The sequence below is a fragment of the Phreatobacter sp. GW821-FHT04C01 genome, from assembly GCF_059420385.1.
Genome location: NZ_JBWKTP010000004.1, coordinates 31248 through 43489, shown reverse-complemented (window position 1 = coordinate 43489; position 12242 = coordinate 31248). Strand labels below are relative to the sequence as shown.

General features: G+C 65.7%; 12 protein-coding genes. 3 read left to right on the top strand and 9 right to left on the bottom strand.

Annotated elements, in window-relative coordinates; genetic code table 11:
* The first annotated feature begins 1 nt into the window (after nucleotide 1).
* Nucleotides 2-496 (top strand): hypothetical protein, encoded by a 495-nt coding sequence (locus tag AC07WJ_RS16220; RefSeq protein WP_494935651.1) that lies wholly within the window; start codon nucleotides 2-4, stop codon nucleotides 494-496.
* A gap of 127 nt (nucleotides 497-623) precedes the next feature.
* Here the strand turns inward: AC07WJ_RS16220 and AC07WJ_RS16215 are convergent, their stop codons facing one another.
* Nucleotides 624-1328 (bottom strand): alpha/beta fold hydrolase, encoded by a 705-nt coding sequence (locus AC07WJ_RS16215; RefSeq protein WP_494935650.1) that lies wholly within the window; start codon nucleotides 1326-1328, stop codon nucleotides 624-626.
* A gap of 261 nt (nucleotides 1329-1589) precedes the next feature.
* Between AC07WJ_RS16215 and AC07WJ_RS16210 the strand changes: the two genes are divergently transcribed.
* Nucleotides 1590-3125, top strand: a complete 1536-nt coding sequence (locus tag AC07WJ_RS16210; protein ID WP_494935649.1) for a DEAD/DEAH box helicase — start codon at nucleotides 1590-1592, stop codon at nucleotides 3123-3125.
* A 114-nt stretch (nucleotides 3126-3239) separates the two neighbouring features.
* Nucleotides 3240-4304 (top strand): GGDEF domain-containing protein, encoded by a 1065-nt coding sequence (locus AC07WJ_RS16205; RefSeq protein WP_494935648.1) that lies wholly within the window; start codon nucleotides 3240-3242, stop codon nucleotides 4302-4304.
* 229 nt (nucleotides 4305-4533) lie between these two features.
* On the opposite strand, the gene AC07WJ_RS16200 is transcribed toward AC07WJ_RS16205, so the two are convergent.
* The 8 genes from AC07WJ_RS16200 to AC07WJ_RS16165 form a co-directional block, all read right to left on the bottom strand.
* Nucleotides 4534-4908 (bottom strand): TfoX/Sxy family protein, encoded by a 375-nt coding sequence (locus AC07WJ_RS16200; RefSeq protein ID WP_494935647.1) that lies wholly within the window; start codon nucleotides 4906-4908, stop codon nucleotides 4534-4536.
* Complete coding sequence (gene sufA, locus AC07WJ_RS16195; RefSeq protein WP_494935646.1) at nucleotides 4908-5285, bottom strand: Fe-S cluster assembly scaffold SufA; 378 nt, start codon at nucleotides 5283-5285, stop codon at nucleotides 4908-4910. Before sufA ends, AC07WJ_RS16200 begins: the two co-directional genes overlap by 1 nt.
* 117 nt (nucleotides 5286-5402) lie before the next feature.
* Complete coding sequence (locus AC07WJ_RS16190; protein WP_494935645.1) at nucleotides 5403-5774, bottom strand: SUF system Fe-S cluster assembly protein; 372 nt, start codon at nucleotides 5772-5774, stop codon at nucleotides 5403-5405.
* Nucleotides 5775-5901: 127 nt separating this feature from the next.
* Entirely contained in the window at nucleotides 5902-7152 is a 1251-nt protein-coding gene (locus AC07WJ_RS16185; protein WP_494936239.1) for a cysteine desulfurase, read from the bottom strand.
* Nucleotides 7153-7160: 8 nt separating this feature from the next.
* Entirely contained in the window at nucleotides 7161-8501 is a 1341-nt protein-coding gene (gene sufD, locus AC07WJ_RS16180; RefSeq protein WP_494935644.1) for a Fe-S cluster assembly protein SufD, read from the bottom strand.
* Nucleotides 8502-8511: 10 nt separating this feature from the next.
* Nucleotides 8512-9267: a Fe-S cluster assembly ATPase SufC gene (gene sufC, locus AC07WJ_RS16175; RefSeq protein ID WP_494935643.1), complete on the bottom strand. Its 756-nt coding sequence runs from the start codon at nucleotides 9265-9267 to the stop codon at nucleotides 8512-8514.
* A gap of 141 nt (nucleotides 9268-9408) precedes the next feature.
* Nucleotides 9409-10881 carry a Fe-S cluster assembly protein SufB gene (sufB, locus tag AC07WJ_RS16170; RefSeq protein ID WP_494935642.1) on the bottom strand — a complete coding sequence of 491 codons (1473 nt, stop codon included), beginning with the start codon at nucleotides 10879-10881 and terminating at the stop codon, nucleotides 9409-9411.
* Between the two features lie 47 nt (nucleotides 10882-10928).
* Nucleotides 10929-12092 (bottom strand): cysteine desulfurase family protein, encoded by a 1164-nt coding sequence (locus AC07WJ_RS16165; protein WP_494935641.1) that lies wholly within the window; start codon nucleotides 12090-12092, stop codon nucleotides 10929-10931.
* Between the last annotated feature and the right edge of the window lie 150 nt (nucleotides 12093-12242).

The following is a 12242-nucleotide window of genomic DNA, read 5'->3' as shown; positions in this document are numbered from 1 at the left end:
CATGCCCCGCCGTGTCGCCCTGCCCGGTGTTCCGGCAGGCGCGGCGCGGGCCGCATGGCTGGCCGTGATCCCGGCCATGATCCTGGCCATTCCGCCGCTGGCTCCCGCCGCTGCCCAGGGCGCGGACCCGGCCCGGATCCTGTCCGCCGTCCCCGGCGAAGTCATGTTCGTGCGGATCGCCGGCAGCTGGGCGAGCGACGATCGCCGCGGCCCGACGCGTTTGGTGCTGATCCGGCCGTCGCCGCGCGACGAGGCCATGCGGCTCTATGTGCAATGGCTCGCCCTCGACCCGCGCGGCAATCGCTTCAGCGTCGTCGCGACCGAGGAAATCCCCGAAGTGTTCGACTGGCGGATCAAGATCGACGACTACCGCATCGAACCGGATGCCAATGGCTCGCGGGTGATCTTCGACGCCGTCGTGCTCACCAACAGCCAGCGGCGGACCTATGTCCTCACCGTCGGCCCGCCCGGCGACGTCATGTTCGCGGCGCGATGAGGAGCATCGCCTCGCGAGGATACGTGCCGCTGAAAGCAATGCCGTCCTTCGCGGCTCGCAGGGCAACCGCCGCAGCCCCGCGTCCGAAAGCGCGGCCGAGGGTTGACGCCGTCCCGATCGCCGGTGCTCACCACGTCAGCCATTCGCCGAGCGCGGCGGTGACGGCTTCCGGCCGTTCCAGGGTCGACAGGTGGCCGCATTCCGGCACGGTCACCAGCCGGGCCCCTGGAATGGCCTCGGCCATGTCCTCCGACATAAAAGGCGGCGTCACCGCGTCGCCGTCGCCGACCAGGACCAGCGTCGGGCAGCCGATCGCCGCGAGCCCCGGCTGAAAGTCCGGCCGGGCCAGCACCGCCTTCTGCTGGCGGATGAAGAGCTCGGGCCCGGTTTCGGCATGCATGGCATGGACAACGGCCTCCAGCGCGGTGTCCCGGCGCCGGGTGTCGTGCACGAGCCGGCCCCACATCAGCTTGTGCACCTCGTCGAAATGACCGCGCTCGGCGAATTTGATGGTCATGCCGCGGATTTCCGCATCCTGTTCGGTGTCCGGGCTCGCCCGGGTGTCGAGCAAGGCGAGCCGCGTCACCCGCTCCGGCGCCTTCCTGGTCACCTCGAGCGCGACATAGCCGCCCATCGACAGGCCGCCGAGGGCGAATTGCGGCGGCGCATCGGCCAGCAGCCGGTCGGCCATGGCGGCAATCGTCGCGTCGCGCGTGATATCGGCGACGATCGTCTGGCCACGCCGGCCGAGCACCTTCACCTGCGGCCCGAACAGCGCGGCCGTGCAGTTCAGCCCCGGGACGAGGACGAGCGGCTCACTGGCCATGATCATGCATTCCTTCACCAAGAACCGTCGAAGTCGACGCAAACACACACAGTTGTACGGTTTGCACGGCTGCCCTTCATTGACAATCCGGTGTCTCCGTCTATGTTGCACTGCGTCGAGGTGGCTCGCTTCATTGCGCCTCTCGCACCGTCCGTCCGGCCTCGTGGGTTCTAGGGGCCGATCCGCGCGAAACCGTTTCGCGCCGAACGTCGCCTCATCCGTACATCAGATCCCTATCGAGTCACCCCCCAAGGACACCCCCGACACATGTCGTTTTCCGAACTCGGCCTGAGCGCCAAGGTTCAAGCAGCCGTCGCCAGCGCCGGCTATACCACCCCCACCCCGATCCAGGCCGAAGCCATCCCGCACGTTCTCGCCAGGCGCGACGTGCTGGGCATCGCCCAGACCGGCACCGGCAAGACGGCGGCCTTCACGCTGCCCATGCTGACCATGCTGGAAGAAGGCCGGGCCCGGGCGCGCATGCCGCGCACCCTGATCCTCGAGCCGACCCGCGAGCTCGCCGCCCAGGTCGAAGAGAATTTCGTCAAATACGGCACCAACCACAAGCTCAGCGTCGCGCTGCTCATCGGTGGCGTGTCGTTCGGCGACCAGGACGCCAAGCTGACCCGCGGCGTCGACGTGCTGATCGCCACCCCCGGCCGCCTGCTCGACCATTTCGAACGCGGCCGGCTGCTGCTCACCGGTGTCGAGCTCCTGGTCATCGACGAAGCCGACCGCATGCTCGACATGGGCTTCATCCCGGACATCGAGCGCATCTGCAAGATGGTGCCGTTCACCCGCCAGACGCTGTTCTTCACGGCCACCATGCCGCCGGAAATCCAGCGCATCACCGAGCAGTTCCTGCACAATCCGGTGAAGGTCGAGGTGTCCCGTCCGGCCTCCACCGCCGGCACGATCACCCAGAAGCTGATCAAATCCGGCCGCAAGGATTTCGAGAAGCGCGACCTGCTGCGCAACCTCATCCGCAGCGCCGACAATTTCAAGAACGCGATCATCTTCTGCAACCGCAAGAGCGAAGTCGCCACCCTCTACAAGTCGTTGCAGAAGCACGACTTCTCGGTCACCGCCCTGCACGGCGACATGGACCAGCGGGCGCGCATGCAGGCGCTCGCCTCGTTCCGCGACGGCTCCATTCAATTGCTCGTCGCCTCCGACGTCGCCGCCCGCGGTCTCGACATTCCCGATGTCAGCCACGTCTTCAACTACGACACGCCGCATCACCCGGAAGACTATGTCCATCGCATCGGCCGCACCGGCCGCGCCGGCCGCCTCGGTACCGCGATCACCATCGTCACGTCGGAGGATATGAAGTCGCTGTCGGCGATCGAAAAGCTGATCGGCCAGCCGATCGGCTGGGAAGGCGCCCCGGTCTCGGCCGAGGAGGCCACCGAGGCACGTCGCGAGCGCCGCGGCAGCAGCGAAGGTGGACGTGGCGAGAACGGCCGTGGCGAAAGTGGCCGCGGACGCCGCAGCGTCGGCACCGCGCGCAGCGAAGCCCGCGCCGGTGACGAGCGCCCGGCCCGCCGCGAGAAGGCCGCCGCCGGCGAAGACCGCCCCGCGCGCGCCGCCCGGCCGGCCGAGGATCGCCCCGCGCGTCGCGACGACCGCCCGGCGGATGCACGTCCGGCCGCACGGGCCGAGCGTCCCGCCCGTTCCCAGGCCGGGCCGCGCCCGGTTCAGGCCGGCGGACGCCCGCCGCAGCGCCCCGACCTGTCGGATGAGGGCGATGCTTCGCACCTGCCGCAGTTCCTGCTTCGCCCGATAACTTTCAAGTCCAGGTAACCATTGTGAAGCCCGGTTTTTACCGGGCATTCAGCATTACCTTGCTAGCGTGACGGCCAGAAATCTCGAGGGCGTGCCCCGGCACGTCCTTATTCCCAGTAGGGACGGCTGTTCATGTTTGACCGCAGTGACGATATCGATCGCACGCATGCCTTCGGCGATCTCGCATTTGGTCAGATCAAGGGCCGCAATCTGGCGGCCGTGCCGCGCAATTACGAGATCTGGTACATCTACGCCTCCGGCTATCACACCGACCTGTCGGACGCGGTCAATACGATGCTGTCCGAGCGCGGCGCGATCGACCAGGATCAGCTCGACGCCATCTACGACACCTATCTTTCGCCGAATCGCCTGACCGACAAGATCGACGTCGTCGGCAATCGTGTCATGGACGAGATCGAAGGCGTCATGCGGATGATCGATTCCGCTGCCGGCCAGGCCACCGCCTATGGTCATGATCTCGCCGGCGCCACCGCCAAGCTCGCCGCCGCCGCCTCGACCGACGGTGTCAGGACGATCATCGAGACCCTGGTGCGCTCGACCCGCGAGATCGAAGCCAACAACAAGGCGCTCGAACAGCGGCTGAAGGCTTCCCATAGCGAAATCAAGCAGTTGCAGGACAATCTTGATGCGGTCCGGACCGAATCCCTGACCGATCCGCTGACCTCGCTCGGCAACCGCAAATTCTATGACCAGGCGATCACCAAGGCGGTGGCGCTGGCGCAGAAATCCGGCACGCCGCTCGCCCTGCTGATCAGCGACATCGACAATTTCAAGAAGTTCAACGACACCTTCGGCCACCTGACCGGCGACCAGGTGCTGCGCCTGGTGGCGCTGTCGGTGAAGCAGAACGTCAAGGGCCATGACCTCGCCTGCCGCTACGGCGGCGAGGAATTCGCCATCATCCTGCCGGACACGCCGCTGCGTGCCGCCGTGACGGTTGCCGAACATATCCGGCGCGCGGTCATGACCAAGGAATTGATCAAGCGTTCGACCAGCGAGAATCTCGGCCGCATCACCGTCTCGCTCGGTGTCGCCATGTTCCACCCGGGCGACACCGCCGCGACCCTTTATGAACGTGCCGACCAGTGCCTCTATGCCGCCAAGCGCAACGGCCGCAACCGCGTCGTCTGCGAGACCGACGCCGAAGCCGATCGGGCCCGTTCGAAGGTGGCGTGAGTGGCGAATGGCGAATAGCGAATAGCGAATAGCGGTGAAGCCGATCGCACTGTGCGCGTAAACCCTCGCCCGCGACGCGGGAGTGGGTGGCGCCGTCAGGCGCCGGATGAGGGTCTGAAGAGGGCCTGCCCATCAATTCCTGCGGGAATGCACGTCTTGCGCAGACGCAACCACCCTCACGCGGCGGGTGCGGCATCGTCCCCACTCGCTATTCGCCACTCGCTATTCGCTATTCGCTCTTCGCCCGCGACGTCTTCCCTGCCGGCTTCCTCGCCGCCGCGCGCAGGGCCGCGCTCCAGGCATAGCCGGCCCAGCGCCTGACGCTGTCCTCGTCGTCGAAACAGGCCTCCGGCATGCGCCGGTAGTTCATCGGCATCTGCTTGCCCGCCCTGGTCTCGTAGACGAACAGCTCCAGCCCCTCGGCGGCGAAATGGCCATCGGTCTCGGCATCGGATTTCAGATAGATCACCCCATCGTCGACGAGAGCGAACATCAGCCCTTCGCGCATGATGCCCTGGCCGCCGAACATGTTGCGCACGGCGATGGTCGCGAAAGGCTGGAACAGGTCGGCCAGGAAATCCGGGTCGAGCAGGCTGCCCGGCATCAGGACGCGCCGAGCGCTTCCGGGGCCGCCGGCTTCAGGGCGATCGATTCGCCGCAGCCGCAGGCCGATGTCTGGTTCGGATTGTTGAACACGAACTTGGCGGCCATCTTGTCGGTGACGTAGTCCATTTCGGTGCCGAGCAGATAGAGCACCGCCTTGGCGTCGATGAACACCCGGACGCCCTTATCCTCGACGATCTCGTCGAATTTGGCCGGACCGTCGATGAATTCCATCGTATATTCCATGCCGGCGCAGCCGCCCTTCTTGATGCCGACGCGCAGGCCAGCCTCGGGCTTGTCGGCGCTCGCCATCAGCGCTCTCACGCGATCGGCTGCGGCATCGGTCAGGCGCATGGCCTGCATTTTCGGTAGCGGCATGGTCCACGTCTCCGAGACGAACCGGGTTCAAGGCCCGGCGTCCAAAGCATCACGGTATCAATATAATCATGGCCGGCACGAAGTTAAATCCTGGTGAGCCGGGTAAAAACGGCCGCGTCACCACATGTTGAGCGCGACGCGCGCCTCGTCCGACATGCGGCTCTGATCCCAGGGCGGATCGAAAGTCAGCGTCACCTTGCACTCGGCGATCCCGGGCACGGAGGCCACCGCATTCTCGACCATGCCGGGCAGCTCGGCCGCCGACGGGCAGGACGGCGAGGTCAGCGTCATGTCGATCGCCACCTTGCGGTTGTCGTCGATGTCGACCCGGTAGATCAGGCCGAGCTCATAGATGTCGGAGGGGATTTCCGGATCGTAGACCGACTTCATCGCCGCGACGATGTCATCGGTCAGGCGGTCGAGCTCTTCCGGCGGAATGGCTGCGGCGTCGCCGGCAACCGTCGTATTGAGCGTCTGGGTATCGTCCATAGGGGTCAAGGTCCCTGTTCGGAGGTTCAGGCGGAGGCCAAGTCGAGCCTCACCGACGAGAACCCGCGAAAGTCACATAATGCCGCTGGGCTTCCATTTCAAATGGAACCGCCTTCGGCAGAACATATCAGCCGAACATATCCTGGGCCTTGATCAGGGCCTCGGCAAGGCGATCGACCTCGTCATGGGTGTTGTAGAGCGCAAACGAGGCCCGGCAGGTCGAGGTCACGCCGTAGCGCTGCAGCAGCGGCATGGCGCAATGGGTGCCGGCGCGCACCGCCACGCCATAGCGGTCGATGACGGTCGCGACGTCATGGGCATGGGCGCCCTTCATCTCGAAGGAGACGATGGCGCCCTTGTCGCGGGCATGGCCGAAGATCCGCAGCGAATTGATCGCGCCGAGCCGTTCATGGGCATGGCGGACCAGCGCATCCTCATGGGCGCGGATCTTGTCGCGGCCGATCGACATCATGTAGTCGAGCGCCTGGCCGAGCCCGATCGCCTGGACGATCGCCGGCGTACCGGCTTCGAAACGATGCGGCGGATCGTTATAGGTCACCGTGTCCATGGTGACGACATTGATCATCTCGCCGCCGCCGTTGAACGGCGGCATGCGCTCCAGATGCTCTTTCTTGCCGTAGAGCACGCCGATGCCGGTCGGCCCATAGACCTTGTGGCCGGTGAACACGTAGAAATCGGCGTCGAGATCCTGCACGTCGACATCCATGTGGACGGCGGCCTGCGAACCGTCGACCAGCACGGGAATGCCGCGGGCATGCGCCAGCCGGATCGCTTCCTTGATCGGAACCACGGTGCCGAGCGCATTCGACATATGGGTCAGCGCCACCATCTTGACGCGCGGCCCGAGCAGCTTCTCGAATTCGTCGATGAGGAAATTGCCCTCGTCGTCGATCGGCGCCCAGACCAGCTTGGCGCCGCGCCGCTCGCGGTGGAAATGCCAGGGCACGATATTGGAGTGGTGCTCCATGATCGACACGACGATCTCGTCGCCCTCGCCGATCACCATGCCGCCGAAGGAGGCCGCCGCCAGGTTGATCGCCTCGCTGGCATTGCGGGTGAAGATGATCTGGTCGGTCGAGGGCGCGTTCAGGAAGGCCCTGACCGTCTCACGGGCCGCCTCATAGGCTTCGGTCGCGGCATTGGCCAGGAAATGCAGGCCGCGATGGACATTGGAATATTCGGTCTCGTAGGCCCGCTTGATCCGCTCGATCACCGCGGCCGGCTTCTGCGCCGAGGCCGCGTTGTCGAGATAGACCAGATCCTTGCCATAGGGCTTCAGCGCCAGCGCCGGAAAGTCCTTGCGGATCAGATCGACGTCATAGCCGCCATTGGCGACGGCGGGATGCTGCTTGCCCATGGCTCCGGTCACTTTCTCGTCCGCATCCACTCGGCGATGGTGCCGAGCATGGCCTCGCGCAGCTCTTCGACGGCGGCGAGCGGACCGGCGCCGAAATCCTCGATGGCTTCGCGCGCGAAAGCCTCGATCAGCAGGGCCTCGGCCTCGGCATGGGGAATGCCGCGGGCCTTCAGGTAGAACATCAGGTCCGGATCGAGCTCGCCGCAGGTGCAGCCATGGCCGCACTGGACGTCGTCGGCGAAGATCTCCAGTTCCGGCTTGTTGTCCATCGCCGGCCCTTCGGCCAGCATGATGGTCTGGCTCATCATCTTGCCGTCGGTCTTCTGGGCATGACGCGCGACGATGATCTTGCCCTGGAACACGCCATGGGCCTCGCCGTCGAGCACGTGCTTGAACAGCTCGCGGCTGTCGCAATGGGGCACCGCATGCTCCATCACCAGGCTGGTATCGGCGTGCTGCTTGCCGCGCAGCATCGACACGCCGCGCAGCGTCGCGGTCGAATGCTCGCCGGCGAAGCGCACGAACAGCTGGCTGCGCGAAATGGCGGCCCCGGTGGTCAGCGTCAGCGTGTCGAAATGCGCCTTGGCGCCGATCTCGGCCTCCAGCGTCGCGATATGCAGCGCCTGGTCGCCTTCGATCTGGCGCCGGCCATGTTCCAGCGTCGCTCCGTCGCCGACGACGATCTGCAGCACCGAGTTCTTCTGGTAGTCGATGCCGTCGGGACCGATATGGGTCTCGACGATGCCGGCCGAAGCCCCCTCGCCCACCAGCAGCAGATTGCGCGAGGTGACGAAACGCGCCGGTCCGCTGGAAGCGATCGACACGAGATCGAGCGCATGGCCGACTTCGGCGCCGGGCGCGATCTCGATCAGCAGGCCATCGGTCAGGAAGGCGCCGTTGAGCGCGAAGGCCGCATTGGCCTGGGCAATGGCGCCGCCGGCCAGCCGGTTGGCGAGTGCCGGCCGGCGCACCAGCGCCTCGGCCAGACCCGACACCGAAACGCCCTCGGGCAGCTTGGCCATGTCGGACAGTTCGGGCGCGAAATAGCCGTCGAGCACGACGACGCGGGCGCCGCCGATGCGCGGCAGCGCATAAAGCGAGGTCTTGGCGGCGAGCGTGGTCGCCGCATCGGCCACGCCGGCGAGCGGCTTGGCCTCGCGCATCATCGTGCGCAGGTCGGTATATTTCCACTCCTCGACCCGCCGATGCGGCAGTCCGAGCGTTTCGAAACGGGAGAAGCCGGCGGCGCGCAGCGCCTCCAGGGCTTCGCCGCCGGAACCCTGAACCGCGCTATAGGCGCCGATCAGCGCCTGCTCGGCCGAGGTACGGATGGGGGTGACCGCGTTCATCTCGTGATCCTCAGGCGGCCTGGCCGACGACGTCGGCATATCCGTTGGCCTCGAGCTCGAGCGCCAGCTCCGGCCCGCCGGAGCGGATGATCCGGCCCTTGGACAGGACGTGAACCACATCCGGTTTGATGTAGTCGAGCAGGCGCTGATAGTGGGTGATGACCACGAAGGAGCGGTCCGGCGCGCGCATCCGGTTGACGCCGTCGGCGACGATCTTCAGCGCGTCGATGTCGAGGCCGGAATCGGTCTCGTCGAGGATCGCCAGCTTCGGCGCCAGGAGCGACATCTGCAGGATCTCGTTGCGCTTCTTCTCGCCGCCGGAGAAGCCGACATTGACCGAGCGCTTCAGCATGTCGGGAGAAATGCCGAGCTCCTTGGCCTTGGCATTGACCAGCTTGATGAAGGCGGGCGTCGTGATCTCGTCGAGGCCGTTCTTCTTGCGCTGGGCGTTGATCGCCGCTTTCAGGAAGGTCATCTGGCCGACGCCGGGGATCTCGATCGGATATTGGAACGCCAGGAACAGGCCGGCGGCGGCCCGGTCGTCCGGCTCCATCTCCAGGATGTTGACGCCGTCGAGCCAGGCCTCGCCCTCGGTGACCTCATAGTCGTCGCGGCCGGCCAGCACATAGGACAGCGTCGACTTGCCCGAGCCGTTCGGGCCCATGATGGCGGCGACCTGGCCGGTCTCGACGGTCAGGTTCAGGCCGTTGAGGATCTGGGTGTCCTCGTCGGCGATCTTGGCGGTCAGGTTCTTGATCTCGAGCATGGGTCTGGTCCTGGAATATCTTGACGCGTCCTGCCGGCCTGGCCGGTGTCCGCAAGGATTGAAGGGGGCCGCATCCGTTCCTGTCGCGCCGCGCTTCGCCGGCCTTGCCGGCCGGGGCGGCGGCGCCTCGGGAGCCGGCGCTTATCCGACGCTCCCCTCGAGCGAAATGGCGATCAGCTTCTGCGCCTCGACCATGAACTCCATGGGCAAATGCTGCAGCACGTCCTTGACGAAGCCGTTGACGATCAGCGCCACGGCTTCTTCCGCCGTCAGGCCGCGCTGGCGGCAATAGAACATCTGGTCCTCGGAGACCTTCGAGGTGGTCGCCTCGTGCTCGAACACCGCCGTCGCCGTCTTGCTCTCGATATAGGGTACGGTATGGGCGCCGCACTGATCGCCGATCAGCAGCGAATCGCAATTGGTGAAGTTCTTGGCGTTCTTGGCGCGCCGATGCGCCGAGACCAAGCCGCGATAGGTGTTTTCCGACTTGCCGGCGGCGATGCCCTTGGAGATCACCCGCGAGCGGGTGTTCTTGCCGAGATGGATCATCTTGGTGCCGGAATCGACCTGCTGCGCGCCGTTCGACACCGCGATCGAATAGAACTCGCCCTGGCTGTCGTCGCCGCGCAGGATGCAGGACGGGTATTTCCAGGTGATCGCCGAACCGGTCTCGACCTGGGTCCAGGAGATCTTCGAGCGGGCGCCGCGGCAATCGCCGCGCTTGGTGACGAAATTGTAGATGCCGCCCTTGCCGTTGGCATCGCCCGGATACCAGTTCTGCACCGTCGAATATTTGATTTCGGCGTCATCCAACGCGATCAGCTCGACGACCGCCGCATGCAACTGGTTCTCGTCGCGCATCGGCGCCGTGCAGCCTTCGAGATAGCTCACATAGGAGCCCTTGTCGGCGATGATCAGGGTGCGCTCGAACTGGCCGGTCTTTTCCTCGTTGATGCGGAAATAGGTCGACAGCTCCATCGGGCAGCGCACGCCCGGCGGAATATAGACGAAGGAGCCGTCGGAGAAGACCGCGGCATTCAGCGTCGCGTAGAAATTGTCTGATGTCGGCACCACCGAGCCGATATATTGCTTGACCAGTTCCGGGTGCTCCTGCAGCGCCTCGGAGATCGAGCAGAAGATGACGCCCGACTTGCGCAGTTCTTCCTTGAAGGTCGTCACCACCGAGACGCTGTCGAACACCGCGTCAACAGCGATGCGGTTCTTCGGTTCGACGCCGGCCAGGATTTCCTGTTCCTTCAGCGGAATGCCGAGCTTCTTATAGGTCTCCAGGATCGCCGGATCGATCTCGTCCAGCGACTTCGGCGCCGGATTCGATTTCGGCGCGGCGTAATAATAGATGTCCTGGAAATCGATCTTCGGATAGTTGACGCGCGCCCATTCCGGCTCGCGCATGGTCAGCCAGCGCCGATAGGCTTCCAGCCGCCATTCCAGCATCCAGGCCGGCTCGTTCTTGCGCGCCGAGATATAGCGCACGATGTCCTCGGAGAGCCCGATCGGCGCGAGCTCCATCTCGATGTCCGTCGAAAACCCGTATTTATACTGGTCGACGTCAATCGAGCGAACCTGTTCGACGGTTTCTTGAACCGCGGGCATTGGTCTCTCCTCGTCCTTGCGGCTTCAAGGGCCACAGGTTGGCACTGTCATGCGGCCCGGGAAGCCCGGTCCGATAGCTTCTGAACATGCGCCGCCAGGGCGGCCGTGAAACGTTCCACGTCAGCCCTGGTGGTCGACCACCCCAGGCTGACGCGAATTGCGGATTTCGCCTGGTCGGCGGCGATCCCCATGGCGGCCAGCACATGGCTCGGGGCAACCTTGCCCGAAGCGCAGGCCGATCCGGTCGAGACCGCGACACCGGCGAGATCCAGCGCGATGACGGATGTCTCGCCGTCCAGACCCGGATGGATCGTCAGGCTGGTATTCGCCAAGCGGCTCGCTTGCAAGCCAATAACCCGGCTCGCAGGACATATAGTGGCGATACGAGCCTCCATCCAGTCCCTGAGCGGCTCGATGCGTGCGGTTTCTTGAGCAATCCCGTCAAGGATGGCGGCGGCGGCCGCGCCAAAACCGGCAATGCCCTGGAGATTCTCGGTACCGGCCCGGAAGCGCGCCTCCTGCCCGCCACCCAGCACCAGCCGGTCGATTTCGACCGCCTCGTGCCCGCGGATGATGGCGCCGACGCCTTGCGGCGCACCGATCTTGTGGCCGGAGACGAAGATCGCGTCGGCGCCGATGGCCGCGAGGTCGACCGGCACCTTGCCCAGCGCCTGCACCGCATCGACGACGAGGCCCGCGCCATGCCGAGCGACCAGTTCGCGAACCTCGCCCAGCGGCTGCAGCACGCCGGTCTCGTTATTCGCCAGCATGACCGCCACCAGGGCCGGCCCCGGCAATGTCTCCAGGAGCCCGGCCAGTGCCGCGAGGTCGATCCGGCCCAGCCCGTCGACCGGACAGACATGGATATCGGCGGCGGCGAACCGGCCGCCGGCCAGCACGCAGGAATGCTCGACCGCCGAAACGATCAGCGACCGCGCCGGCGCGCCCTGGCCATGCCGCCCCCTGAAACCCGGCGACAGCAGGGTCGCCGCGGCCTCGCTGCCGCCCGAGGTGAAGGTGACGAGCTTCGCCTCGGCGCCGACGAGGCGACCGACCGCTTCGCGCGCCATCTCGATGAGCCGCCGCGCCGCCCGCCCTTCGGCATGGACGGCCGAGGCATTGCCGTTCAGCGCCATGGCGGCGAGCACGGCTTCGCGAGCCTCCGGCCTGAGCGGAGACGTCGCGTTATGGTCGAGATAGACGCGCGTCATACGGTCGAAACGCCCTGTCCGAAAAGCTTGGCATTCTGTGATCGGATCGTGCTATAGGCCCGATCCTCAAGCGTCTGAGCCGCCCGAGCCCATTGATTGGGTGTCCGGGCACAAACTTAGAACAATTCTAAAAACTAAGGGTGTTGACCC

What these genes read in the sequence shown, in the direction of transcription:
- sufB (WP_494935642.1), bottom strand. Translation starts at nt 10,881, where the DNA reads ATGCCCGCGGTTCAAGAAACCGTCGAACAGGTTCGCTCGATTGACGTC.
- sufA (WP_494935646.1), bottom strand. Translation starts at nt 5,285, where the DNA reads ATGCCGCTACCGAAAATGCAGGCCATGCGCCTGACCGATGCCGCAGCC.
- sufD (WP_494935644.1), bottom strand. Translation starts at nt 8,501, where the DNA reads ATGAACGCGGTCACCCCCATCCGTACCTCGGCCGAGCAGGCGCTGATC.
- AC07WJ_RS16190 (WP_494935645.1), bottom strand. Translation starts at nt 5,774, where the DNA reads ATGGACGATACCCAGACGCTCAATACGACGGTTGCCGGCGACGCCGCA.
- AC07WJ_RS16200 (WP_494935647.1), bottom strand. Translation starts at nt 4,908, where the DNA reads ATGCCGGGCAGCCTGCTCGACCCGGATTTCCTGGCCGACCTGTTCCAG.
- AC07WJ_RS16205 (WP_494935648.1), top strand. Translation starts at nt 3,240, where the DNA reads ATGTTTGACCGCAGTGACGATATCGATCGCACGCATGCCTTCGGCGAT.
- sufC (WP_494935643.1), bottom strand. Translation starts at nt 9,267, where the DNA reads ATGCTCGAGATCAAGAACCTGACCGCCAAGATCGCCGACGAGGACACC.
- AC07WJ_RS16215 (WP_494935650.1), bottom strand. Translation starts at nt 1,328, where the DNA reads ATGATCATGGCCAGTGAGCCGCTCGTCCTCGTCCCGGGGCTGAACTGC.
- AC07WJ_RS16165 (WP_494935641.1), bottom strand. Translation starts at nt 12,092, where the DNA reads ATGACGCGCGTCTATCTCGACCATAACGCGACGTCTCCGCTCAGGCCG.
- AC07WJ_RS16220 (WP_494935651.1), top strand. Translation starts at nt 2, where the DNA reads ATGCCCCGCCGTGTCGCCCTGCCCGGTGTTCCGGCAGGCGCGGCGCGG.
- AC07WJ_RS16185 (WP_494936239.1), bottom strand. Translation starts at nt 7,152, where the DNA reads ATGGGCAAGCAGCATCCCGCCGTCGCCAATGGCGGCTATGACGTCGAT.
- AC07WJ_RS16210 (WP_494935649.1), top strand. Translation starts at nt 1,590, where the DNA reads ATGTCGTTTTCCGAACTCGGCCTGAGCGCCAAGGTTCAAGCAGCCGTC.